The following is a 25,652-nucleotide window of genomic DNA, read 5'->3' as shown; positions in this document are numbered from 1 at the left end:
AGTGGCTAAAAACTAGAATCTTCACTCAAGCCCGATAGGAAAGGAAGTAACCACTATGGCCTTAGCCCACGCGAGCGCAAAGCGCTCAATCATACACGAACTGTTTCTTCTCGTCTGGATGGTCATCGGTGCTTTCCTGGCCGCCTTTGCCATCGAGGTGTTTTTGATACCCAATCAGCTGATCGACGGCGGAATTGTTGGTATCGCGATGATCTTAAGCGGCCTGACAGCCCAATCTTACTTACCCTATTTTCTGGTTGCTCTCAACCTCCCCTTTCTAGTGACAGCCTACCGCTCGATAGGAAAGATCTTCCTCTTCCACTTCATCTTTGCAGTCTTTTCGTTCGCGCTCTCATTCACCCTCATCCACAATTATTTAACATGGCACTTTGACGGCGAAAGCCTCGAAGTCGTTGTCATCGGAGGAGCCATCCTCGGAATTGGCCTGGGCCTCATTATCCGCTATGGCGGATGCCTCGACGGCACAGAGATCATGGGCATCTTGCTATCCAAAAAAGTGGGCGTCAGCGTCGGGCAGGTTGTTTTAGCCTGCAATATTGTCATCTTTGGTGCTTTCGGCCTGATCAGCAAGGACTGGCACCCTCCGTTACTCTCTCTCATCACATATATGGTCGTGATCAAAGTGATGGACGCCGTCATTGTCGGCCTTGACGAAACTAAATCTGTCATGGTGGTCTCTTCGAAGTCGCAAGAAGTCAGAGAAGCGATCATTAACGAGCTGGGACTCGGAGTTACCGTCATGTACGGCAGAGGCGGATTCTCAGGCGCTGAAAAAGAGATCCTCTATGTCATAGCGGAACGTCTTCAGCTTTCCGAACTGAAAGATCTGATCCACCGCAACGACCCGGCGGCTTTCATCGCAATCGAAAACCTCCACGAGGTAGCCTACGGCATGGAAAACAACACGGCACGTCGAAAAGCCAAACCCAGCGTCATCAAGAAGATTGGTAAAGCGCTGATAGGTCGCAAGGCAAAATAGAATAAGGAACATGGACGAGATCTCTTTCGCGGAAATCCATGAGGCAGCACTCCGATCTGGCTTTCATGATTGCGGCATATGCGATCCGGAGATCCCCAAAGAGGATGCCGATGCTTACGATACATGGCTCAAAGATGGGCTAAACGCTCACCTCGCGTACATGGAAAACCGCATTAGGATTGATCCAAAGTCGCTGTTTGCCGACCTGAAATCGGTCATCATGTTCGTCACCCACTACAAGCAAGAAAAACTGCCGTTTGAAGAGGGCAAAGGGCTCATCGCCAGTTATGCGAGAGGCCGCGATTACCACCGCATCCACAAAAAGCAGCTGAAAGAATTTATCTGCTGGCTTGAGAAAAGGTCGGGGAAGGAGGGCATCGCCCGGGGCTTCAGCGACTCGTTCCCTCTACTGGAAAAGGCCCTTGCTGCCAAAGCAGGCCTTGGTTTCGTAGGCAAAAACACCCTGTTGATCCACCCCAAATTCGGCACCTTCGTTCTTATTTCAGGTATTTTAACATCTCTCGACCTGCCACGCACAGCCTCCAAAGCACGCATGCCCAGATGCGGCAGCTGCACCAAATGCCTCGACGCCTGTCCCACCTCTGCCATCATCGCACCCTACCGCGTAGACGCGGCCAAGTGCCTCTCCTCCCTGCTTATCGAATCGAAAGGCCCTCTGGAAAACCCCGAAAAGGTGCGCAATCCCGGTTATATTTTCGGCTGCGACATCTGTCAGGACGTGTGCCCTCATAATGTAAGGAAGCCCCTCTCCCTCCACACGGAATTTTCCCAGGAGAAAGGACAGGGAGCTTATATCACAAGAGATAGGCTGGAAGCTCTTCTAACGATGCCGGAGGAACTTTATGGCAGTCCCACTTTTGGCAGTCCCCTGAACCGCCGTGGAGCTTTAGGACTAAAGGCCAATGCCGAGACGCTCCCCTGGGCACTAGAGGCAGCCCACGAGCTGAAATAGCCTATTTTGCCTCCAGACGGAATCTCATAGACTGTTCTCAAACTCAAATCAGTATGCTTTACCGTCAAATTTGGTCTTTAGTGACTTAGGAGTGTGTGTAAGTGACGCAATATCTCAATCCCGAAAGCCCTCTCTTTGCCAAAAGCCAAATTTTGAGGCACTTTCGGTATAATCCCCGCGATCGGATTTAAAATCCTTTAGCGTCTTTTTAAGGAATAGCTAACGACGGAGGGAGACGAAGGTTTGGCGAAGTTGACAGGGCCAAACTGCTGCTTGTGGCTGAAGGGTTCTTTTACCTTCTCCCTGGAGACGGAGAAAGAGCTGTAGCCACTGGACTCTTCTGCAATGTAAACAAGCGTTCCAAGCACCATCAATATCCCCCGGAATCCCTTGCAACGGAGGCGATGAGGGAGTTTTTTGTCGTCGTCCAGCCAGCCCCTGATCGGGTAGTTGATCGGATGATGAGCCCCAAACATCAAAGGACAGGCGCGCGAAATAAAACGGTCTCTGTGGATCATAAATTCTTCTACCTTTCAAAAGCACTAGTATTATAATTTTTTACACAAACAAACAACTATTTTAATAAATTAAGAATTTATAAATCAACAATTACCTTTAATATATATTAATTTTTCATACTATCATTTCCATTTCCCGGGAAATTTCCTATCCTCTTTAAAATTTTTTAGATATAAACCGAGGGGTTGTCCGAACAGAATCTTCTAATGGCTGTTTGGCTTGACTCAAACATTCCTTTAACCTTAAGAGCGATACCCCCTTATGTTCGATGATGAAAAGCAAAGATCTAAACGGCTGCTCGCGATCGATTCGTGGCGCGTATTTCGTATCATTTCCGAATTCGTTGATGGCTTTGAGACGATGACCGCCCTTGGGCCTTCCGTTTCCATATTCGGATCAGCGCGCCTGCCGCCGGCCAGCCCCTACTACAACATGGCCATTGACGTGGCCGAGCATATTTCCAGAAAAGGGTTTGCAGTGATTACCGGCGGCGGCCCCGGTCTCATGGAGGCGGCCAACAAAGGTGCCCAGGCTGCCGGCGGCAACTCCTGCGGCCTAAGTATCGACCTGCCGAATGAAGCCGAGCCCAACCACTTTATCGACAGGCGCTATCAGCTGCAGTTCCGCTATTTTTTCATCCGCAAGGTGATGTTTATCCGCTACGCGCAAGGGTATGTTTTCCTACCCGGGGGGTTTGGCACTCTCGATGAACTCTTTGAAGCGCTAACCTTAATCCAGACGGAGAAGATCAATCGTTTTCCAATCTACCTAATGGGAACTTCCTATTGGCTTGGCCTGATCGACTGGCTAAAAGAGCGTGCCCTACGTGATGGCTGCATCGCTCCTAAAGATCTGAATCTATTCAAAATCACGAACGATCCGGAAGAGGTGGCGATCGGTATCGATCAACACTACAAGACCAGCAAGGGCCAACGTAACTTTTGATAAGGATTTGGTGAGAAGATGCACTCAAGGGGCCGGGATATCCCGGCTCCTTGAGCTCTTTTAAGATGAAGATTTATTATGATCTATCATTAATTATTTACGGTAGGGATTCAAATTCTGCTGCGAAAGAGGAACATCGCGTCTTTGCACATATTGCACCCCTCTGCCTTGAGCAGCCAGGGGAACCCCTTGCTGAACAGGCTGAACTGGCACTACCTGCACCGGAAGGGGCTGGCCGCCTTGGACGAACCCTCTGCCACCGTGCACGACGGGGCCTTGCCCGGACACCACAGTGACTCCTCTCTGCTGTAGGTCTTGCGCGTAGTTTCTTATTCCTTCATTTCTACCGGAGCCCGGTATCTGTCTTGCTGCGTTAGGATCAAAGGCCATGGTCAATCCTCCTATTGGATTAGAATCCGTTTTCACAAATACCGCTGACATAGTTCAGCATGTTGACGTTCAGTAAGATATTGGGCTTGCTGGAGAGCCAAGAATCATTGATACCCAAGATGATAGTATCGTTGACCAGCCATTTTTTCATGGTGCTGTAATCACCGGAAGAGATTCTCCAGATCGAACCATCTTCAAGGCAAAGTTCACAGTTAAGGTAGTCGATTGCAATGATCCAGTGGGTGTAAACACCGTTGTAGATAGGACCTTTCAACAAGTTAACTTCGATGTCAGCGCCTGTCATTTGGTTAACCAAACGGAAGTAGTAGCTGGAGAACCAGGCATGGTTAGGAAGCACCAGGATCGAGTCGGAGGCGAGCCAGTCCAGCGTCTTATAGCGGTGGCTGTACTTCACGATCCACTCTGAGCCGTCTTCCAGAGTCACGATGTCGCCAAGAACTGTGACAGCGATGGGGCGGTGCATAGCACCTTGGTGGGATGTGTAATAAGTGGGCTTAGCGATGATCTCTGCATTTGTGACATCTTCCACAGCTTCTTCGCTTGGCTCTACCGATTCGAGCGAACGTTTTTCAACACCCTCTTTGCCCTCAGCGCGATTTTTTCTCGCTGTCGCAATTTTCTCTTTCGCTTCCTGGCCCTTTACCCATTCGGCATGGCTTAAAGAACGGTTACCCACTTCAACGTGTTCCGCTTCCTGTTTCTCTTCGCCTTCTGCCCCTCTGATCTTCAGAGAGCCGAGGAATGAAAGTGCTTTCGTCTTTCTTTCTTCGCGACCAGTCTCAGCAACTTCTTCTTTTGTCGATTCGGTTTCTTCAGCTTTGATTTGTCCGGCAAACGTTGTCATTAAAGCTGCGCAATAAGCGATGTGCCATGTCAAGCTTTTCATATCTGATTTCCCTTTTGGTTTACAGACTATCCACAAACAGCAACAGTGTGATTTGAGCTGGTGAACGTCCCCTAGTTTATTTTTATCCGTTACAGCGGGCTAAACGAAAATGTTAGCAAACTGAGCCAGATTTTGGATTTGTCTCATTAAGATGACATAAAGATTACATTAATCTTCTCCAAAACGCTGTCATTCTAAAACTTTAACTACTGTTTTTCAAATATTTAATTTTTTTTAATTTTAGACTTCACAATTGAATATTCTGGTAACAAGTTCATCTCGTACTGCATAAATTTCCCGCCAAGAGATCGCTAAGAGACTGTTGACGGATTCGATTCCTGTTGATATTGGGTTTTCAATCTCTTTCGATTCGTTTTTTGGAGGTCAACACCAGCTCTTACAGATAGCCCCCAAAATCGACGCAATCCGAATCCGCTGACAGTCTCTAAAGAGTGCTGCATTATACCGAAAGTATCTCAAAACTTGGCATGTGGGCTTTGAGAAAACTCTCGCGATTGAATGATCTCAAGTCACCTCATATTTCTAATATTAGATGACTTTGTATCTTTCAATCGCGAGAGCGTTCTCTTTGCCAAAAGCCAAATTTTGAGACACTTTCGGTATAAACAAAAGAGCGGCATCCAGCTTTCTCAAAGCCTTCATGCCAAATTTGACAGACTTTCGGTATAATGCCGGATGCCGTTGATTTTTCAGGAGGAGGAAATGAACAGAAAAAATTTCAGAGAAATGGGGCCTTTAGCTCTCCGAAAGTGCCCCGAGTGCAAGTCACCCACGAGTAGAAATGTAAGGTGACTTGCAGTTTATCGATCGTTTGGGGCTTTCGCTTTACCCCAAACCAAATTTTGAGACATTTTTGGTATAATCGCTAGTCGAGGGTGAACCGGCACCCGTCGGCGATCAGTTTATCGATATAGTTGAGATCGTAGTTCATCCGCAAGAAATTGGGGTCTTCCAGCATGTAGAGATGAAAAGGGATAGTCGTCTTGATGCCTCCGACGTGGAACTCGCGGAGCGCCCTTTTGGCCCTCGCGATCGCCTCCTCCCGGGTACGTCCCTTGACGATTAGCTTGGCGACCATAGAGTCGTAGTTGGGCGGTATCACATAACCCGAGTAACAGGCGCTGTCCACCCTGACATGGGGTCCGCCCGGCGGGAGGTAATACTCCAGCTTTCCTGGAGATGGCATGAAGTGGTGGGATGGATCTTCCGCGTTGATGCGGAACTGGATCACATGGCCCGAGAAGGTGATATCCTTTTGCGTGAAAGGAAGCGGCTCGCCCCTGGCTACCCGGATCTGCTGCTCGATAAGATCGATATCGGCAAGCTCCTCGGAAACCGTGTGCTCCACCTGGATCCTGGTGTTCACCTCCATGAAGTAGTAGCGGCCCTCGCTGTCTAATAAAAACTCAACAGTGCCGGCAGAGTAGTAACCGGCCTCTCTGACAACCCGTACAGCTGCCTCGCCGATCTCTTCAATTTTTTCCTTACTGAGAATAGGGCATGGAGTTTCTTCAATGAGTTTCTGTCTGCGCCTCTGGATGGTGCAGTCTCGAATCCCGATATGAACGACGTTGCCGAACTTGTCGCCTAAAACCTGCACTTCGATGTGGCGAGGGTTTACAATCATTTTTTCCAGGTAGACATTGGGATTGCCAAAGCTGACTTCAGCCTCCGCCCTGGCAGCGGCAAAATGCTTCTTAAACTCTTCCATCGAGTGCGAAATGCGGATCCCCTTGCCACCGCCACCGGCGGTCGCTTTGATGAAAACGGGAAATCCGATCTTTTCGACCTCTCTGATCGCCTTTTCCATATCCTCCACAACGCCGTCAGAACCGGGGATGATTGGACAATTGGCCTTCGCAGCCGTCTCTTTGGCTCGTGCCTTATCACCCAGAAGCTGGATTGCCTTGGCCGAAGGACCGATGAACTCAAGTCCGCAACTTTCGCAAATGGACGCAAAGCTGTGATTTTCGCTTAAAAATCCATAACCGGGATGGATTGCGTCGGCTCCCGTAATCTCGCAGGCGGAGAGGATATTGGGAATTTTCAGATAGGATTTCTGCGAGGGAGGTTCTCCGATGCAGATTGCCTCGTCAGCGTGCAGCACATGCAATGCCTCACTGTCAGCCTCAGAGTATACCGCGATGGTCTGCAGCCCAAGATCATGGCAGGCCCTGATGACCCTGACAGCGATCTCGCCGCGATTGGCAATAAGTACCTTTTGCATAAAATTGAAATAGCCCCGCTACTACTCTTTGCTTTCGACACGGAAAAGAGGGGTGCCAAACTCCACCGGCTGGTTATTTTCTACCAACACTTCCACGAGCCTGCCCTTCACTCCGGCTTTGATCTCATTCATGACTTTCATCGCTTCAATAATGCAAAGAACTGTATCCGCGCTGACGATATCGCCAATTTTCACGAAAGGAGGATCGTCCGGTGATGGAGCCATGTAAAACGTTCCAACCATCGGCGATTTGATCACCTCTCCTTTTTTCGCCTTCATCTCTTCGCTCACAATAGTTCCCCCGTCTTGATTATTGCTCATTTCCGCTCTGCTGTGCGCTACGCTCTGATGAATCGGGGCTCCTCCCGCCTTGAAGAAGGCCGCATCTGTCCTTTGAAAAAAGCGATCGTCACGATATTCGGGCTTGAAATATTCAGGGATGGAAGCGCTCTCCTCTTTGGCTCGCATGTCATGCCTCTCCAGCATCAGCTCATATCCCTCTTCCTTGATGCGCAGGCGCTGAGTTCCGGTTTTCTCCATCGCGCTCATCAACTCTTTGATCTGTTTTAAATCCACTCGCTAAACTCCGCTTATATATTGCCAACGCTGTACGAGACTGCCCACAAACTGAAATCGTGTATTTTGTCCGCTCCATGGGATATAAACTTCGAGAAAATTATCGGCGTAACACGCCCTATTCTGATAATTTCTCGACACTCATAGCCCAATGCAGCAGCAAACCCTACCGATTGGAGTTTTAGTACAGGCTCTATACCGAAAGCGCCTCAAAATTTGGCATGGGGCTTTGAGAAAGCCTCGGTACTGAAGGAATGCAAGTCTCCTCTCTCTAATAGTAGGTGACTTGCAGTCTCCGAGAGAGCTTTCTTGTTGCCCAAAACCAAATTTTGAGACGCTTTCGGTATAAGTGCTGCGTTATACCCTTTGTACGTATTCGCCTGTCTTTGTATCAACTTTTATGATGTCCCCTACTTCAATAAAGGGTGGAACATCGATTTTTGCGCCGGTCTCCAAGATAGCGACTTTGCCGCCGCCCGAAATGACCGGATTTTCCTCATCCCCCTCAATTTTAGAGACCATGATCTCCAAAAACTGCGGCAGCTCGACAGCGAACACTGTGTCTCCAAAGTAGGAGGCCTTAAGCTCGACCCCTTCTTTAAGAAAATGGATCGCATCACCCACGATCTGCGCCGGCACGAGCACCTGGTCTAAATTTTTGGTGTCCAGGAAAAGATAATCCTTACCTTCCATATAGAGGTAGGAGATAGGACGCTCGATGAGCGCCACGTCGTCGATGTGCTGATTGATTTTAAAATTCTTTTCCAGCGTCTTGTTGGAGGAGAGATCGCGTAACTTCGTTTTGATGAACGGAGTTCCTTTAGGGACGGTCACTTTAACGCTCGTCTCGACGCGATAAAGCTTGTGATTGATCGAAATGATCATCCCCGGCGTTACTTGATTACTTAAAACCATACGTGTCCTTAGATTTTATCTTGTAGATTAGCCTATGCCAGCACTTTTGTCAAAGGAGCTCTTAAAAGAACTATACCGAAAGAGTCTCTGAATCGGGGATGATTAGGACACTTTCGGTATAAAAATGATGCGTTTTTACGAGACTGCTAACGGATTCGAAGTTTTTTACAAACTTTTAAGGAAAGCTATTTCCGAAGCCATATCCTTCGCCCCCATCAGGTAGGTGCCCGCGACAAATTCCGTAGCACCCGCAAGCAGGCACTCCTTAGCCGTCTCCCGGTTAATTCCTCCATCAACTTGGATGGGGAACGGAGGAAGTTTTAAAGTAGCGGGATTGTTTTTGTCGGCTGTAACGCCTCCCTGGCGAATATCCAGTTTTGTCAGCGCGTCGCGGACAAAACGAATCTTATCAAGCACCTCTGGCATGAATTTTTGCCCGCCAAAGCCGGGATGCACGGTCATCAACAGGATCATGTCACACTTGTTCAAATATTTAGGAACAAATGTTTCTGAGGTTTCTGGACAAAATGCCAAACCGGCCTCGACGTTGCATTTGCGGATAAAGCTTAGCGTATCTTCCACATCTTCGGTCGATTCGAAATGAAAAGTGATCCTGTCTGCGCCCGCCTCGACAAAGCGTTCGACATAGTCAAACGCGTTGTACATCATGAGATGCACATCAAGGAACATGTTCGTGCCGCGGTTGATTGCAGCGACGACTTGAGGCCCGATTGTAAGGTTAGGGACGAAATGCCCATCCATGACATCCACATGCAGCCTGTCAGCGCCTGAATCCTCAATCCTTTTTGCCTCGTCATAGATCTTGCCGAAATCTCCGGCCAGGATCGAAGGACAGATTTTGATATGCCCTTTAGTCCCCATAAATATCCTCCCTCTGCCCTTTATACCGAAAGTGTCTCAAAATTTGTTTTTTCACCTCGAGGAATCCTCGAAAGCAAGAGCATTCTCTTTGTCAAAAACAAAAATTTTGAAACACTTTCGGTATAATTTAGAGCTGTTTTAATTAATCGTGCTTTTCTTCGATGTTGTGTGTGGTGATCGGTTTAGGAGGCTCCTCCCCTTTGAGTTTGGAGATAGTATCCCCGAAAGTTCGCTCCAGAAGATCGGGTGCGGCGCCAGGTTTCTGCCCGCTGCGAATCACAACCGCTTTAATCTTTTTCTTCTGATGGGCAAGCTTAAAGCAGCATTGCTTATATTTTTTTCCTGACCCGCAGGGACAGGGGTCGTTTCTACCGACTTTCTGATTCATCTGACTCCTTTAAGCAAAGCGCTATGCCGTGAACCTTGGAACCCGCGCGCTTACCTTTACAAATGATTTTTTATAAACTTGTTTTTTTGCAACCAACCTATTATAATAGATCCTTTATTTTTTTCTAACTTTTTAGATCAATTTATGACTGAACACCTTCCGGTATATACAGAAGCTCGCCGCACCCCATCACTCTCTCCACCTTGGAAAGGAGTGGGCAAGGACATCGAGAAAAGCGTCCGTAAAGCTCTCCATCACTTCAACATGTTGGAGGGGGTCCAAAGCATCGCCGTCGCATTGAGCGGCGGAAAAGACAGCCTGACCCTTTTGGCTATGCTGGCGGCTGTCAACGTTCCCATCCTTCAAGCTACACGCTCTCTTTGTGGACGGCCCCTACACATGCGGCGCCGGCGTGCAAAGACAACAGCTCGAGGCGTGGTGTCAAGAGCTCTCTGTTCCCCTGCATGTCTTGAACTCCACCCAAACTCTCGAAACACTGGAGTGCTACAGCTGCTCAAGAGAGAGGCGCAGCCTGATGTTTAAAATGGCCAAATCGCTCGATATCGACGCGATCGCCTTCGGCCACCACCGCGATGACCTGGTGGAGACCACGCTGATGAATCTTTTTGTCAAAGGGGACTTCGCAGGAATGCTGCCCAGAGTGCCCATGAAAAAATACGGCGTCACCATCATAAGACCCTTGATATTTGCCCATGAAAAGGCGATTATCGAATTTGCGAGGCAGCAAGGGTTCTTGAGAATCACCTGCCGCTGTCCGGTAGGCCAGACAAGCGTCCGCAAAAAGACAAAAGACCTGATCGGCGAAATTAAAGAAATCTTCCCTCAAGCAGAGAGCAATATCGAGCTGGCTGTGCTGAGGCAAGGATCCCAGGCTGCTTTAGAACCTTAAAGAAAATGGAGCCCCCATCATGACCACCTCCCTGCCCTCCGAACACGAAAGCATCGTCGAGATCCAGGGAGTGCAGATCGCGCTCGGGTTCCCTGACGTGTTTCAATTCGAGTGGATCGGGCAGCAGGATGTGCTCGATCAGCTGCTCGCGGCATGGTACGTGGTCGATAAAAGCGATATCCCCCTCAATCCACGTCTGATCGGTAAACCGGGTGTCGGAAAAACAACTCTCGCCTATGCTGCCGCAAAAAAACTGGGACGGGACGTCTACATCTACCAGTGCACGATGGATACAAGGCCGGAAGACCTTTTGATCACTCCGGTCATCGGTAAAGAAGGGAGTATCCGGTATGTAGCCTCAAGCCTTGTCACCGCCATGATCAGAGGGGGGGTGTGCATCCTGGATGAGGCGAACCGCATGAGCGAAAAATCGTGGGCATCCTTAGCGGCGCTCCTGGACACAAGGCGTTATATCGAATCGATTATCGCCGGGCTTAAAGTGACCGCTCACGAAGATTTTAGGATTGCCGTCACCATGAACGACGACGCCTCGACCTATGAGATCCCCGAATACATCCACAGCCGGCTTCAGCCGCAGATCTATCTCGATTTCCCTGAGGCAGAAGAGGAAAAACGCATCTTAAAGGAAAATCTGCCTTTTGTGCCCGAGCACATCCTTGAATACGTCGTTACCTTCCTGCAACGGGCGCACGCAAAAAACGAAAACTACACCGTGCGCGACGGGATCAATATCGCCCGCTACGCAGCCAAGCGGATCCGCTGCCTTGAACACAAAAGAGTGGACTTAGAGTCGCTACTGAGGCAGGCTGTCATCATGACTCTTGGCGACGAAGCACTACCCTACCTATCCTAAGGAATTGTTTCCTTGAGAGACTGCCCGCAAACTCAACTGACGACTTCCGTGTTATCTTAAGAAGGCCTTGACATCGAGCGCTTTCTCTTGGCCATATCCCGAAAACATCTCAAAATTTGTTTTTTGGCAACGAGACAGCTCCCGTGCCAAATTTCGAGATACTTGCGGTATAGTATAGGCTCTTCGAACCTGTCATTTACACTCTAGCTCCCCCCGTCAATCGCAGATTGCTGCGCCGATCCCCGGGCCAGCCCGCGCCCCCTTTCGCACTCAAACAAAACGTTAATTTTTTATTAATTTATATATAACTAACGTAGAATTTAATATATATTAATTATTTTGCATTATCATTAGTTGTTATAATCATAAATGTAGAACAACAAGAGGTGATACATGCACAGTTTAGGTTCATATTTTTCATATTCGGCAGGCGACCGCCTCAGCAACAACATCCAAGAGATCATCAACTTTCCGGCGGACGACAATAACGCCCAGATCAAGGCAAGTTCCCAAGGTGTACTGGGCAGAGCGGACGGCAAGAAAGGCAACTGGGCAGTTAACTGGGTAAGCACCAAAGCAGGTTATGCCACAGAACTTCCCGGGACCGTCCAGGCAATTGACGAGACTTTCAATGCAGTCATCGATGAGTACAAACAGAATTTCGAAAACCTGCGCAGGGAGGGCCCTACGACAAAAACCATTACTGCCCTCAAAGACTGCTTCCAAAAAGAGCTCAGCATGATTGAGGGGCTTAAAAATATCTGCAACGTCTATCACCAGCGCTACGATCTGCCCAAAGAAAGCGCCGAGAGCAAAACCTTAGCGAGCAGCGTCTACAGCTCCCTGTTTCAAGTCGATGCTTCAAAAAAACAAGAAGGCCTGCACCTTCTGGACGACACCGCGCATAAATGGGGATCGGTGATCGCCCAGCATGGCGAAGAATTTTCACAACTCGTCCAATATTATAAAGAGCAGCAAGAGGCGCAAAGCGGCAGCTTTGATCTCTCCGCTTCCGTCATCTCCCCCAAAGCTTTTCAGCAATTCTCCAAGCAGGAGGCGACTGGTCGACTCGACGCATTTTTAGCGACATGGTCGCATCACATCGATCCCACCGAAGCGAGAGAAATGATCGATCAAGGCCAGGAACTTATGGGATACATCCTGAAGGGAGTGGTCACGAATCCGGCCGAAACCCCTATGGGAAGCGAAAAGGCGGTCACGTCACTGATGTGGTATTTGATGAAGCTGGCCATCGACAAAAAACAAGGACATGACCAAGGCTCGTTTGGAATTGAAGATCCTCAGGGCCGCCTCTATCAATTCCTGCTGAAAGCGGAAGGGTGCGGCGACAGGGAGTCGAGCCACTATGTCGGCAGAAGCGAAGCCACCACAGGCATATCCACTCTTGTCATGAAAAGCTCCAGGCATAAAGGAATCGACGTTGTCAGCGGCAAGCTACCCGCCGATAAACGCCATCTCCTCTTCGCGCAGGTGGACGCCAACACACCTCCATTGCATGGTGACGCAAGCAGTTCGGCTAAAGAAAAAATTCTCTTCATCAAGCTGGAAGACTTCTCTCCCTTCATGACGACCGCGTACGGCTACGACTTTGCCATGCACGGTGCGGAACTGGCAATCGCTCAGTACAACAAAGCGTTCTTGCCCGGAAGCGACGACCTGCCCGAAATGGCAAAAGAAAGAGTTCCTGCTGCAACCGTCAGAGAGTTCATCGCCCAAGTCAGGAACCTAGATCATGTCAACCTTTCGGAGATCAACCAGAAAATGACGGCAAGAGGATTTGCCGGGGAGCCTGAGAAAGCAGCCAAGCTATATGGCATTGCCTACATGACTGCTTTCATGCAAGAAGCTGGCAATTTAGCGATACTTCCAATTGAGTTTGACCCATCCAAGTTTTTCGCATCTCTGCCAAACCTTGACCACATGGACAGGCGCACCGGCAGAGAGGTCTATCTGACTGCGGACGAGCTTATTTAACAAATGAAAAAAGGCGCCTGAGAGTCTCAAAAAGGGTTTCAGGCTCCTTCTCTCCGACAGTTTCATTTGGGAACGGACGAATGGAAAAAATCCCCCCATCCCTTGTTGTCACGGTCAATTCCAGAGTTTTGCTGAACATCATGGAGTGCACCGGAGCTTTTACTTTGAAACAGTCGGTCGAATAGATCTTCACCAACGAGTTGCCCCTCTCTTCAAAAACTGCCACCTCCCCCGAGCTAAAAGCCGCCGCGACCAGCCCTTCTAGCCTACAGGCAGAAAGTAGTATTGCATTGTCTCTGAATTCTGTGCTCACAAGGCGCCGATTGGAAGAGATCACCTCCAGAGTACCCTCCAAGGTCGTCAGCAACAGGGCACTTCCGCCGAGAGATGTCCAACTGGATACATTCGTCCGCATGACCGAGGGAATTGGCAGGGAAGACGGACTGACGAAGACAAGGTCTCCCCCCGTTTTTAAATAGACAATCCCTCCATTGAATAACGCCGGAAATCCCTCTCCCTCTTGCAGGCAATATTCGCTCGCATCATGTCCCGGCCGGCTAAAGTAGAGAGTATCGCCGGACAGGCAAACCACCCCCTCGCCAGGCAAGGCCTGCACCCATTTGACAGGGTGCGAGTACAACGAAGACTTTGCCAAGACAAGCCCGCCATCGTGCCCTATGCGGAAGTCAAAAACTTCGCCGCAATCGGTGCCGACAATCACCCTACCCTCCGTGAGGCACTGGGCCGTGCAGTTTTCTATTCCCAGGTCTGTCCGATTGAGAGGTGTTAACGTCGAACTGTCTAAATGAAATAAGACGAGCGAGGAGTCAAGCTTCGAGAGCAGGAAAAGTCCGCTTTCTCCTTGAAGCACCTCTTTGACAGCGCCATACTCCTCCCTGGAGAATTCTTTGAAGGCAACCCCTCCGCTCGCTACTTCGACCGTCAGAGGAGAATCATTTTTGAGGAGGAGAGGGCACTTTTGCAGGCGGCAGCCCTCATCAGAGAAAAGAAGCGGGCTGCTCGCCCCCTTCAAATAAATCCTCACCGGCGCCTCCTGTCTTGGCTGCCCCATCTCATGGGCAAGCAGAGGCCGCAGCTTCTTATATTGAATGGGCTTTAATGCGGAATTCCAGGCCTCTTTGGCGGCTAGAACGATCCGGATATTGAGTCGGCAGCAAGCGCTCAAGGATAGATTACCGCCTCCAAATTGAGCATAGTTCTCCGATCCGCACACCTCCTTATAAAAGGCTTCCATCGCTTTATCGGAGAGACTTCTCCACAGACGGCAAGAAGTGCGGGCGGCAAGCAGGGACGGCCCATCCAGCCGCTCCAAGATTAATAGCTGCGCTTCAAAAGGCAGTATTTCCACAATGGAAGGAGAAGGTGTCATGGCAATCCCTTATTATATCGATTACCGTGACAATATAACTTTTACGCAATTATTTAACAACTAATGCTTAGAACAAGAAAACTACTTTAAACTACCAATGAGCATTTCTTTTATCTTTTGATCAACCGATTCATGCAAAATCCAGTGAAGGATCATGGCCTTGGCATCAGCTCCTTTTCCCTCCTTTTGCTCCTGGAGCAAAATTTTGGTGAGAATCACGGGATCGACAGAAATGGGATCAATCCCTCCTTTCTTGACATGGTGAGTTAAATACTTTCTCAGCACAATTTCCCTTCTCCACTTACGCTGCATTGATTTGATAACCGCGGCAATCTCCCTGGCGCCCTCCACCTTTTCCTCCTCCAGCAGAAGAGTTAGAGCTGTCTGAAACATTAGGGTTGACGAGGCGACTGTACAGTTACCCACTTTCTGCGGTTTTCCGCGCACAAACACAGTTCCCTCCTCCGCTTTTAGCAGGGTAAAGATTGGTCTGTCTTCTTTTGTCAGCCCTAAAGTTTCCTGCAGGGGCCGCCCTTCTTTAAACCGCATAATCAATTCGGCAAGCCCGCCCCCATCTCCGATCTTGGCGCGATAAATTCCCGGCTCGTCGATATACGCCAAGCCCTTATTGCAAATATAGATATTACCCTTGTAGAAGATGACACCATAGAGGTGATGGCTGCCGGTGACCTTGAAGGCCACCATCTCCCCCCTTTCAATGCGACGGACCAGCTCCGGAACCGGATCTTTCAGATAGGCAAGACTATCCTCCATGACCCGGTTCACCCTACGGACTGACTGCATGATTTTGCGCTTTGATTCTTCTTGATCGAGATACAGCTGCCTCAGCGCCCCATCGGATAGCGTGTTCTCGGCGTACCGCTTCTCTTGAGAGTTTCTCTCGAACAAGAATGCGACAATTTTTTCTTCGACTAAGCGATCAAGCCCCTGCAAAAAGCGGTGGCTCTGGCTCGGAGTCATCCCCTCGAGCGGTAAAAATCCTTTGGGAAGCTCGGTATTGCCCCCGAGTGAAAAAACACTGGCCAGCTCTCTTCTCCAGGCAAGCTCTTCCATCCGGGCAAGCAGCATCATCAAACGCACTCCATCGGGACACTTCTCTTTCTTTAGCGTCAACGTTTGCTCAAAAGCGTGTTTCATGGCAGGAAATTCAGCCGATTGCAGCCACTGAAAAAAAACATAGAGGACAAATTGGAGTTTATCGCCTTCAAAAGCATCCACTAGCGCATCGGTCAACGAACGCAACTTCACTCCCTCGCCCAGTTTGAGCTGATGAGAAAGCATCTGCTGAAACAGAACCACCTTCGTTTCCGGCTTCAAAGAGCTCTTAAGCAATGCGACTGCGGCACTGTCCCCCTTATCATCTTCTTCATTAGGATCCAGTCCGAGCTCCAGAAGAGCTTGAACCAAAGGCTGAACCTCCCGCTCTGGAATCTCCATACCAAAGAAACGGTGCAAGGAAGGAGGCCTTCCCTGCCAGGTGATCGCCGAAGCGCGAATCAACGCCCGCTTCTCTTCAACGCTCAATTCCTCTCCTATCAAAGAGGCAATGCCATCTCCCCCCTTCTCTTCCGAAAACAGAGGAACATTCATCAGCAAAAAAAGGAATAATATCAAAAACAAAGACCTCACCTGACGCTCCCGAGCTATTGAATAACAAGAAGATTTTACAGGAGGGTCGTGAAGCGCATTTAAATTTTTTTTGAGATTTTAATTAAGACTTGGATGCAGGAAGTGAGTTCTCAGACTGTTTTTACTAGAGGCTCTAAGACAAGGCGGAAGGGCTTTAAAGCCCCTCCGCCCAAGATTTGAGGAAGATCAGCTCTTTTTCAGCTCGATTTTTCGGGGCATTTCCTTTTGGCTCTTGCTGAACATGACATGGATCACGCCATTTTCATATTTAGCCGCAGGATCAGTCTTCGGATCGATATCTCCTGGCACAGCAATGCGGTAAGAGAAGGAGCGATGAGTTTTGTAGTAAAACTTCCGCTTCTTATTCTCCTCGCTCTCCTTGTGTTCGCCTTTGATCCACAGAATGCCTTTATCAAATGTGATCTCGATCTCACTGTCTCTCAGCCCGGGCATGTTGGCTTCTACATAGACGTGCTTGTCATCTTCGCTCAGACTGATGTTGGATGCACCCATTGACTCGAAATCTTCATTCATCTCTTCATCGAAGAGAGAAAACTGACGCATCAGCGACGGCAGGAATGCGTTGCGCATCAGGGGAGATTTCATCAGAGCTAATTTCGATTGATTAGACATAGGATTCCTCCTTGGTTTGAACCATCTATTGGACTCAACCCTTGTTATACGGCAAGGAGGATTTAAAAATCTAGCACTCGGCGTTATCGAGTGCTAGATCCAGAACTGGAGACACTTCGGTTAGAACAGAAGCGCCTTGCCCGCGACTCCGTCGTCGAATGCAGCCTGATAGACGGCTTTTGCCACGATTTCCGCGACACCTTCCTCTAGCGGCCGGGGAAGGATGCGTTCAGGCATCGGCGAAGGCACCAAGCTGGAAAGGGCAAAGGCAGCCGCCAGCTTCATACCGGGAGTGATAGTGGAAGCTTTGGCGTCGAGCGCTCCGCGGAAAATGCCCGGGAATGCCAGCGCGTTGTTAACTTGGTTCGGGAAGTCGCTGCGACCTGTTCCAACGACACTCGCTCCCCCAAGATACGCCTCTTCCGGCATAATTTCGGGCACAGGATTAGCCAGCGCGAAGATGATAGGATCCTTAGCCATGTGGGCTATGTCGTGACGGTTCAAGATGCCGCCGGCCGAAAGACCGATGAAAACGTCCGCTCCGGTAAGAGCCTCTTTCAAGCCCCCTCTAACACCGCTGCGGTTAGTGTATTTCAAAAGCTCTCTCTTGTAAGGATGCAAATCGTTCCGATCTTCAGAAATCACCCCTTTCGTATCCAGCATGATGATGTCTTTCGGTCTGTCGATCGGAAAATTGTGAATGCCGATGCCGAGCAATAGCTTTGCGACCGCAGCGCCTGCTGCTCCCGCGCCATTAATCACGACCGTCATCTCGGAGAGTTTTTTTCCTGTCAGTGTCAACGCGTTGAGCAAGCCGGCCATCAAGACTATCGCTGTGCCGTGCTGGTCGTCATGAAATACGGGAATGCCGATATTCTGAAGAGCGTCTTCGATCTCAAAGCACTTCGGAGCCTTGATGTCTTCGAGGTTAATCCCGCCGAACGTGGGCGCGATCGCCTTGACCACACGGATAATATCCTCAGGCTCCGTGGCGTCCAGGACGATAGGCACCCCATCAACCCCGGCGAATGTTTTCAAAATAATAGCCTTTCCTTCCATCACGGGCAATGCAGCATAAGGGCCAATATCACCGAGGCCAAGCACAGCCGACCCGTCGGAAACAACCGCAACCGTGTTGCCCTTCATCGTCAACTGCCACGCTTCATTACGCTCTCCGGCAATTTTTTTAGAAACAGCAGCAACTCCGGGCGTGTAAGCCACTGAAAGATCCTTCTGTGTCTCTAGCGGAAACTTGGATTTGATCTCCCATTTGCCCGAGGTGTGGCGGTGAAGATCGAGCGAAAGTGTATAAAACTCCGACATAACAATCCTTTCTTTAGTTTAAAAAGGAAGAGTGTAAAGTTTTTACCTTTAATTTTCCAGTTCTCCCCGATTCAATATTTTAAACCCATTGATTTAAAAAAAATAACTTGATAGAAATCACTCAAGGAAGCCCCTCGAGAACCGCTACCGGAAGCGCCTCTATTTTGGGGATCCCGGCGCTAGGGAAGTTCCTAGACTAAAAGATTTCAAGTCACCTAATATTAGAAGCATAAGAACACTTGCTATCTTTCGGTCGTGGAAAGCTCTCTTTTTGCTAAACCCCAATTTTGAGGAACTTTCGCCATACCTCCATGGAGACGGGCGCAGAAAGACTACTTCACCGAAAGGACTATTGAATGAAAACTCCACTCCGCTTTGGCCTGTCGGCCATCAACATCAACCAGGCCTGGCAAATAGTCCCCTTGTATAAGGAAATCGTGAAAAGAGGGCACTCGGCGGATGTCTTCGCCTCCCTGACAAACACCTCCAGCTACATTCCCTTCAACATCGAAAACATCCCGTGGGAACCCCTTGAAACTGCCGATCGGGAAGCTCTCATGGCCGCTCCCTACGATGTCATCATCGAAAGCGATGAGCTGCTTTCCACTCACGCCCTTGCCGCAAAGGGCTTCACACTTGGATTCTTTCCGGGCGGCTGCGGCCATTGGCTAACGACAGGAGACAACCTCCCGGCACTCTGCCGGCATAACGTCTGGGTAATGCACCATCAATTCGAAGTGGAAAGCCGCAGGCTGCAAGGATTTGACGGCATCTTTCCCATCAGCGGCATGCCCTCACTCAGCAACTACACCGACTACTCCCCAAAGAAGAAAGAGAGGGGCACCCCGCTCAAAGGACTCTATCTCAACGGCCCTCCCTTCGAAAAGACTCTGAAAGATCAGTTCACCCGTTTCCTTGCCCGCTTCGCCGAAACCAACTCCAACGTCAACCTGCTCATCAAAGAGCGATTTCTAAGCCGGGATATGGCCAACCACTACGAACTTGAAGTGCTGAAGATCGAAAAGATGCAAAACGTCCATGTGCTAGATGGCTACGCTTCGGCAGTCGAACTGATCAAGGAGGCAGACTTTCTCCTGGGCATCTCCACGACTGCCTTCATCGAAGCGCTGTTCATCAAAAAACCGGTCTTCATCATCGAGGACTACGACACGGAATACCTTCTGGGTGTCCGCACCGGCATCATCTACCCGCAATGCCTCGGTGGATTCACCCGTGTTGCCAAAGAGCACTTCATCACCAACTTTTCCGCCTGCCTCGAAGCTAGGAAGACGCTAACCGACGACGAATACAAAAAAAACTTCCCGCATCCGGATCCTTGCCACATTATCATCGACATAGCCGAAACCATCAAAGAGTGCCAGAAAGACCGCCCTCTGAGCGGCATTTTAGTGGAAGTCCCGTATCACAGCCGCGAGCAGTACCACGATGCAGTAACACTATTCATGAATAAATTGGATTCAAGCCGTCAAGAGCTCGTCAAGAGGCGGGAAGAGTTTCTTTTCCTAACGACAGTCTTCTCCGAATTACTGAGGATCATCCGCTGTACTCTCCCCCGCATCCCCTCCTCGTATTACACCCGTTTTATCACCGACCTGAAGAAGGAGTTTGAAGCCGGCAAAGAAGACGAAGCGTGGCAAGTCTCCCTCTTTGAAAATATCGGAACGATCTTCTTTAACTATCTTGATGCGGTGGGGGGAATCAAAGAAGAGTGGCTGCCGCCGGAGGGCTCTTTGTTTGACAAGTCATCTGACAAATACCTGCAAGATGCGATGGAGCGGTCGCCCCTCATAAGAGCACATATTCAGAAGTTGATCAAAAAATAGCTTCAGCTACCCATCTTTTTAACGATCAGCTCTTCGCACACATCTTCCATCATGTCCAGAACAAGCTCAAAGTCGGCCCTGCCCCCGTAGTATGGATCGGGCACATCCTGATCTTTATATGAAGTGCTGAAGGCCGTTGCAAGATGAACCTTGGCTTTGTGCTCAACGGTTTTGGCAAACTTGTAGAGATCTTTTAAAACCTCCCTGTCCATTGCCAAGATGAGGTCGAACTCATCGAAGTACCGTGGTTGAAACTGCTTAGCCCTACTGGAGAGGGTAAACCCCCTGTCGGACGCTGCCGCCCGCATCCTCGAATCCGGAAGCTGCCCTGCATGCCAATCGCCAATACCGCAGCTTTCGACCCTGATATCAAGACCTCGATCGCGGGCAAAATGCCTTAAGATCTCTTCTCCCGCAGGAGAGCGGCATATATTGCCGAGGCAAACAAATAATACGGAGCGCGCCATCATAAATCCTAGCTGTCATGTACATCGGCAGCACAGCGGAAGCCATAGGTGCCGTTGACTGTACCGGGGTTGTTGCGGTGGCGTTTGGAACAACGGAGATCTTCCTTTAAGCTCTTCCAGCATCCTCCCCTGAGAACACGGTACACACCCTGGAGAGGCCCCTTTGGATTATCAGGCTCCTGGACAGAGGTCTCATAGTAGTTGTAGCCGTACCAGTCATAGCACCACTCATACACATTACCGGCCATATCGTAAAGACCAAAAGGATTCGTGGGATAGCTCATCACCGGAGTCGTATCGGAGCTGAAGTAGTTGGCCTTCGATTTATCGATCTCATCACCGGAAGGGAATGTGGGGTATTCAGCCCCCCCCTTAGCGGCAAGCTCCCATTCCGCCTCCGTCGGCAACCTCTTTCCGATCCACTTGGCGTAGGCCGCAGCTCCATACCAGGTGACCCCGACTACGGGATGCTTGGCGTACCCCGATTCAATCGTGAGCTTGCCAGCGCTGCGCTTGATTCTGGAGTCTTTCAACCGGATTACGTCGTTGTGATTGGAATCTTTCTCGCCCCCGAGAGCTTCGAGAAAACGCACAAACTGCTCGTTGGTGACGGGGTGGATGTCGATGGCGAAGCTCTCGACATGGATCTCATGGCGCGGCATCTCATCGCGGCTCCCTTCGTTGCTACCCCTTGTATAGGTGCTTCCTTTGATAATCGCCATATCGGTCAGGATCGGCTCGATCAGCCTGTTCTCTTTCTTCTTAGGCTCATAGTGCTTCACCGTCTGGTCAACAAGAAACTGCGCTGCCGGATCGGGATCGATCTCAGGCCGCTCGATAAAACCCTCGTTGAGATGAGGCCTTAACGTCTCCTGCCCATCCCCGAAAGTCGAAATCACCCTCTGCTGCATCATATGCGTCGAGACCTGCACAGACTCCCCCCGTGCCGCCGTCGCAAGCTCCATTTCTACCGGTGCTTCCTGGACAGCAAAAAAACGACTTGCCACAGAGCTCTTCTTACTTGCTCGCACAGCTTTAAGAAGAGGCATGATCTGCTCCGGCCTCTTATCGGGATTTTGGGCCAGGCATCCGGTAATCAACGCGTTCCAATTCCAGCTAAGGTGGGGTGACAGCTCGGAAGGCGGGTCGAAGCATCCCTCAGGGAACTGCCCCGTGAGAAGAAAATAGGCCAAAACCCCGAACGCAAAGATGTCCGCCTTGACGCCGGCATCTTTAGCGCCGAGACGTTTCTGCTCGGGGGCCAAGAATAGAAAGTTTTGCAAAAAGGAGGCGTGCAGAGGCTTGAGCTCGTGATCGTCGAGAGGACGCGAAGAATATGTCCTGTCGCTTCCGGGAGGAGGGGCAATCTCGTCATGAATGCCAAGAGCCTCGGCAACACTTTTATAAGTCCTCGTCAAAATGGGTCCCTCACCCACAATCTTCGCCAGCCCGAAATCTGTTAAGAGCAATTTCGGCCCTGCTTCCTCTTTCGACACCAAGATATTGTTCAGTTTAAGCTCGCGATGGACAAGCGGCTTACCTCCGACTTGCAGGCCGTGCGCATAGTCGAGCGCATCGGCTACTTGCTCAAGCAGGGAAAAGAGCTCATCGTCTCCGAGATGCTCCTCCAGAGAGAGCATATGCTGGGAAAGGTTGGTTGTCTCACCCATCTCGTCAACTACGCAGTCCGTCACAACAAAATAGCGACCTGAGGCGTAAGAGACATTATGCACTTTGACAATGTTTGGATGACTCAGGCAGACAAGCCTGCCCACCTCTTCTTCAAAACGCTGGATAAATGCCCGATCTTGAGAGAGTTCCATCGGAAGAACCTTCAGGCAATACTGCTTTTTCATGAAACGGTGTTCAGCTAGTAGCACAGACCCCAGCGGGCCATGCCCTATCTGTTTGATGATCGTGTAGTCGCCCAGGATGTTGGCCTCAGTCATGCGATCTCCCTAATGATGCAGTCGGCTGGCCCGCGGCAAACGGGAACACCTACTTATTTCCTCTATCCCGAAGTCCCATGGGCAATCCTTGAAAACCCTGAATATACCGAAAACGTCTCAAAATTTGGAATTTTGGGTTAGAGAAAGCCAAAGTTCCGAATTTTGAAACATTTTCGGTCTAATTCAATAAACTCTCCGTGTGGACAAAAAGCCTATCATCAAAAAGCGTTACCAAAGACCAAAATTCAGCAGCTAGAGGTTCTTGCCAACAGAATAGAGATCGCTTTTAATTTTTCGCAAGACTAAGGATGCCTTCCTTGCACCTTTTAATCCTGTCTGCTAAACTGACCGTTTTTCAAATGTTTTGATAAGGCTATCCATGGACAAACGAACTCTGATCTTTGCTGTCTCCCTGAGCTTGACCCTCTTCGTCGTCAATATGTTTTTTGACTGGCAAGGCCAAGAGCAGAGAGAAGCCTGGCTTCAGCAACAAAAAGCCATTAAAACTAAAACGATAGAAAAACTGAAAACCGATATTGCCGCCAGCAAAAAAGCGATGCCGGCCCTTCCCATCGTCGACCTGCACTACGTCACACAAGAGGGCACAGAAAAACTGACGGCCTTAGAAGAGGGATCCAACGTCATCTTCTTAAAGCCGGAAGGATTTGAAGCCAAAGACATCTACACAGAAAAAGACGGCGTGAAAACACACTACTCGCCCCTCTTTGTTCCGGAAAAAGTCTCTCACCCTACCGTTTTCTCCAAAAAACCCTCGTCCCCCCTCAAAGTCGCAGAATATAACGAGTTTGGCCACTATGACTTAGTGCTTCTAATTCCCGACAAAGAAGGCTCGGGCTTTGCCATCTACAACGCCGAAATGAACGACGGCTCCTTCAGCGTTCCCCTCCAAAAACTGGACACCCTCTCTAAAGAGACGGAAGGGGACGAATACACTCCCAAATTTAAAGAAGGACCCGGCATTGTTCTGGCCAAAACAGACAATCGTCTTCTGCCCCTCGCCTACTTCAGAGGAACAAATCAACCTCTTGACTTCTTCGAAGACGCTGAAGAGTTCGCCAAAGACGTCGTCAAAGAAAGGAACGTCGAATCCACAGGATCTGCAGTTCAATCGTTTTACACACTGGAAAACGAAACAGTGCAGCTGGTCATATCGACTATCGGCGGCGCGGCGACAGAGATCAACCTCCCTTTCCAAAGCGAGACCAATACCCGAAGCGTCGTCATGCCCATCGAGTTTGACCGCGACATCCTGAAAGACCACACCGCCAACGCCCGCTTCCCCTTAAAGCCTGCTTACTCCTACAAAGACGGGAAAGCTGTGCTGGAAGAGGGCCAGACAGGTGGCTACTACCCCCTGCTCCGACGCGACCTGATCCAAAAAGGAAGAAAAATCCATCAGATCGCCCATAAGTACTATGCTTTCAACTTAGTCTCCGAATATCCGGAAATCGCCGAGCTGCCCTACACAGTGAAACACTATGATGGCGAGACGCTCGTTTTAGAAAGCAAGCAGGACAGACGCAAAATCACCAAAACGTTCGCTCTTGCGAAAAAAGACGCCCCTTACTGTTTTACCTTGAAAATCGATGTCCAGGGCGATGCAAGGGGATTGTGGCTGACATCCGGAGTGCCTGAAGCGGAACTGGTCAGCGGCTCCCCGGCACCCTCCCTGCAGTACCGTCTGACAAAAGCCGGCAAGCCCGAAGTGAATCAGATCGACCTGCCGAAAGACGCGATAAACATCTCCACCGTAGCGCCGGACTGGGTATCCAATTCCAATGCTTTTTTCGGCATCATCCTTGACCCGCTGAAATCGAACGAGTCAGGCTTCAAAGCCCTCTACGTTTCCGGCAAAGACGCTCCCTCCCGCCTGACGCTCATCGGTGAGGACTGGGAACGCTTCAAATCCGCCGACCTCCCCGGATACATGACCCTGCTGCCTTTAAATCAACAGGGCGGCTCCATGGAGTTCCGTTTTTTCACCGGACCCTACTCCACACCAGTCTTAAAAGAAGTTGACGCGGCTTTCAGCGACCCTACAACCGGCTACAACCCCGATTACCTGGCCTGCCAGACATTCCACGGATGGTTTGCCTTCATTTCCGAACCCTTCGCCAAATTCCTCTTTTTCCTGATGAACGCCTTCCACTCCTTCACAGGATCCTGGGCCATCTCGATCGTCTTGCTCACAGTGGCGCTCCGCATCATGCTCTACCCCCTGAACGCATGGTCGACAAAATCCATGCTGAAGATGCAGCAGATTGCCCCTAAAGTGCAGGAGATCCAGCAAAAATACAAAAATGATCAGAAAAAAGCGCAGATAGAGATCATGGAGCTCTACAAAGAGAGCGGAGCTAATCCCTTCTCAGGATGCCTCCCCCTCCTCGTCCAGATGCCGTTTCTGATCGGTATGTTCGACCTTCTGAAGTCATCGTTCCAGCTGCGGGGAGCCTCCTTTATCCCTGGATGGATCGACAACCTGACATCTCCCGACGTGCTCTTCAGCTGGTCTTTCCCAATCCCCCTGATCGGCAACGAGTTTCACCTCCTTCCGGTCATTCTGGGAGCTATCATGCTTATTCAGCCGATGGTGACGTCCAACCTGCCTAAAGACAAGAAGCTCTGGACAGAGCAGCAGCGTCAACAGAAAGCGATGGGAACGATGATGGCCGTCCTCTTTACCTGGATGTTCTACAACTTCCCCTCTGGCCTTAACATCTACTGGATCTCCTCCATGCTCCTCGGCATGGCGCAGCAGATCTGGACGCAAAAGACCATGAAGCCGGTAGCCTTTGTCGAAAACGCACCGAAGAAGAAAAAGTAGTCCACTGTTTTCCCGGCAAAAGCGACACT

General features: G+C 49.9%; 20 protein-coding genes and 2 pseudogenes. 8 read left to right on the top strand and 14 right to left on the bottom strand.

Annotated elements, in window-relative coordinates:
• Nucleotides 1–55: 55 nt before the first annotated feature.
• A complete protein-coding gene (locus ELAC_RS09960; RefSeq protein ID WP_098039137.1) occupies nt 56–1,000 on the top strand; it encodes a YitT family protein in 945 nt (314 codons plus the stop codon).
• Between the two features lie 10 nt (nt 1,001–1,010).
• Nucleotides 1,011–1,973 (top strand): tRNA epoxyqueuosine(34) reductase QueG, encoded by a 963-nt coding sequence (gene queG / locus ELAC_RS09955; RefSeq protein WP_098039136.1) that lies wholly within the window; start codon nt 1,011–1,013, stop codon nt 1,971–1,973.
• Nucleotides 1,974–2,170: 197 nt separating this feature from the next.
• On the opposite strand, the gene ELAC_RS09950 is transcribed toward queG, so the two are convergent.
• The gene (locus ELAC_RS09950; protein ID WP_098039135.1) at nt 2,171–2,491 is read right to left on the bottom strand and encodes a hypothetical protein; all 321 of its coding nucleotides are present in this window, start codon (nt 2,489–2,491) and stop codon (nt 2,171–2,173) included.
• A gap of 262 nt (nt 2,492–2,753) precedes the next feature.
• Here ELAC_RS09950 and ELAC_RS09945 point away from each other — a divergent pair, with 262 nt between their 5' ends.
• The gene (locus tag ELAC_RS09945; RefSeq protein WP_098039134.1) at nt 2,754–3,437 is read left to right on the top strand and encodes an LOG family protein; all 684 of its coding nucleotides are present in this window, start codon (nt 2,754–2,756) and stop codon (nt 3,435–3,437) included.
• A 93-nt stretch (nt 3,438–3,530) separates the two neighbouring features.
• On the opposite strand, the gene ELAC_RS09940 is transcribed toward ELAC_RS09945, so the two are convergent.
• The 7 genes and pseudogenes from ELAC_RS09940 to ELAC_RS12095 all read right to left on the bottom strand — a co-directional run.
• Nucleotides 3,531–3,827, bottom strand: a complete 297-nt coding sequence (locus ELAC_RS09940; protein WP_098039133.1) for a hypothetical protein — start codon at nt 3,825–3,827, stop codon at nt 3,531–3,533.
• Between the two features lie 19 nt (nt 3,828–3,846).
• Complete coding sequence (locus tag ELAC_RS09935; RefSeq protein WP_098039132.1) at nt 3,847–4,734, bottom strand: cell envelope integrity protein TolA; 888 nt, start codon at nt 4,732–4,734, stop codon at nt 3,847–3,849.
• 886 nt (nt 4,735–5,620) lie between these two features.
• Nucleotides 5,621–6,982, bottom strand: coding sequence for an acetyl-CoA carboxylase biotin carboxylase subunit (gene accC, locus ELAC_RS09930; RefSeq protein WP_098039131.1), 1,362 nt, complete (start codon nt 6,980–6,982; stop codon nt 5,621–5,623).
• A 21-nt stretch (nt 6,983–7,003) separates the two neighbouring features.
• Nucleotides 7,004–7,558 (bottom strand): acetyl-CoA carboxylase biotin carboxyl carrier protein, encoded by a 555-nt coding sequence (gene accB, locus ELAC_RS09925; protein WP_098039130.1) that lies wholly within the window; start codon nt 7,556–7,558, stop codon nt 7,004–7,006.
• Nucleotides 7,559–7,915: 357 nt separating this feature from the next.
• Nucleotides 7,916–8,473 (bottom strand): elongation factor P, encoded by a 558-nt coding sequence (locus ELAC_RS09920; protein ID WP_098039129.1) that lies wholly within the window; start codon nt 8,471–8,473, stop codon nt 7,916–7,918.
• 165 nt (nt 8,474–8,638) lie between these two features.
• Nucleotides 8,639–9,355, bottom strand: coding sequence for a ribulose-phosphate 3-epimerase (gene rpe, locus ELAC_RS09915; protein ID WP_098039128.1), 717 nt, complete (start codon nt 9,353–9,355; stop codon nt 8,639–8,641).
• A 313-nt stretch (nt 9,356–9,668) separates the two neighbouring features.
• Nucleotides 9,669–9,743: pseudogene (locus ELAC_RS12095) on the bottom strand (SEC-C metal-binding domain-containing protein); the annotation flags it as partial.
• 144 nt (nt 9,744–9,887) lie between these two features.
• Here ELAC_RS12095 and ELAC_RS09905 point away from each other — a divergent pair.
• The 3 genes and pseudogenes from ELAC_RS09905 (at nt 9,888) to ELAC_RS09895 (ending at nt 13,522) form a co-directional block, all read left to right on the top strand.
• Nucleotides 9,888–10,653, top strand: a pseudogene (locus tag ELAC_RS09905) (tRNA lysidine(34) synthetase).
• 19 nt (nt 10,654–10,672) lie between these two features.
• Nucleotides 10,673–11,527, top strand: coding sequence for an AAA family ATPase (locus ELAC_RS09900; RefSeq protein WP_098039126.1), 855 nt, complete (start codon nt 10,673–10,675; stop codon nt 11,525–11,527).
• A 393-nt stretch (nt 11,528–11,920) separates the two neighbouring features.
• Entirely contained in the window at nt 11,921–13,522 is a 1,602-nt protein-coding gene (locus ELAC_RS09895; RefSeq protein WP_098039125.1) for a hypothetical protein, read from the top strand.
• On the opposite strand, the gene ELAC_RS09890 is transcribed toward ELAC_RS09895, so the two are convergent.
• The 4 genes from ELAC_RS09890 to ELAC_RS09875 form a co-directional block, all read right to left on the bottom strand.
• Nucleotides 13,515–14,912 carry an F-box protein gene (locus ELAC_RS09890; protein ID WP_098039124.1) on the bottom strand — a complete coding sequence of 466 codons (1,398 nt, stop codon included), beginning with the start codon at nt 14,910–14,912 and terminating at the stop codon, nt 13,515–13,517. The genes ELAC_RS09895 and ELAC_RS09890 overlap by 8 nt on opposite strands.
• A gap of 81 nt (nt 14,913–14,993) precedes the next feature.
• A complete protein-coding gene (locus ELAC_RS09885; protein WP_098039123.1) occupies nt 14,994–16,553 on the bottom strand; it encodes a hypothetical protein in 1,560 nt (519 codons plus the stop codon).
• A 195-nt stretch (nt 16,554–16,748) separates the two neighbouring features.
• Complete coding sequence (locus ELAC_RS09880; RefSeq protein WP_098039122.1) at nt 16,749–17,195, bottom strand: Hsp20/alpha crystallin family protein; 447 nt, start codon at nt 17,193–17,195, stop codon at nt 16,749–16,751.
• A 120-nt stretch (nt 17,196–17,315) separates the two neighbouring features.
• Entirely contained in the window at nt 17,316–18,518 is a 1,203-nt protein-coding gene (locus tag ELAC_RS09875; protein ID WP_098039121.1) for an NAD(P)-dependent malic enzyme, read from the bottom strand.
• Between the two features lie 356 nt (nt 18,519–18,874).
• Between ELAC_RS09875 and ELAC_RS09870 the strand changes: the two genes are divergently transcribed.
• Nucleotides 18,875–20,362, top strand: a complete 1,488-nt coding sequence (locus ELAC_RS09870; RefSeq protein ID WP_098039120.1) for a hypothetical protein — start codon at nt 18,875–18,877, stop codon at nt 20,360–20,362.
• A 2-nt stretch (nt 20,363–20,364) separates the two neighbouring features.
• Here ELAC_RS09870 and ELAC_RS09865 read toward each other — a convergent pair whose 3' ends face one another.
• Nucleotides 20,365–20,832, bottom strand: coding sequence for a low molecular weight protein-tyrosine-phosphatase (locus ELAC_RS09865; protein WP_098039119.1), 468 nt, complete (start codon nt 20,830–20,832; stop codon nt 20,365–20,367).
• A gap of 5 nt (nt 20,833–20,837) precedes the next feature.
• Complete coding sequence (locus tag ELAC_RS09860; protein WP_098039118.1) at nt 20,838–22,778, bottom strand: bifunctional serine/threonine-protein kinase/formylglycine-generating enzyme family protein; 1,941 nt, start codon at nt 22,776–22,778, stop codon at nt 20,838–20,840.
• A gap of 379 nt (nt 22,779–23,157) precedes the next feature.
• On the opposite strand from ELAC_RS09860, the gene yidC reads away from it, so the two are divergent.
• Complete coding sequence (gene yidC / locus ELAC_RS09855) at nt 23,158–25,623, top strand: membrane protein insertase YidC (protein ID WP_098039117.1); 2,466 nt, start codon at nt 23,158–23,160, stop codon at nt 25,621–25,623.
• Nucleotides 25,624–25,652: the final 29 nt, after the last annotated feature.

It is taken from the genome of Estrella lausannensis, assembly GCF_900000175.1.
Classification (GTDB): Bacteria; Chlamydiota; Chlamydiia; order Chlamydiales; family Criblamydiaceae; genus Estrella; species Estrella lausannensis.
The sequence above is the reverse complement of the archived record's forward strand: the minus strand, read 5'-3'. Positions and strand labels throughout refer to the sequence as shown.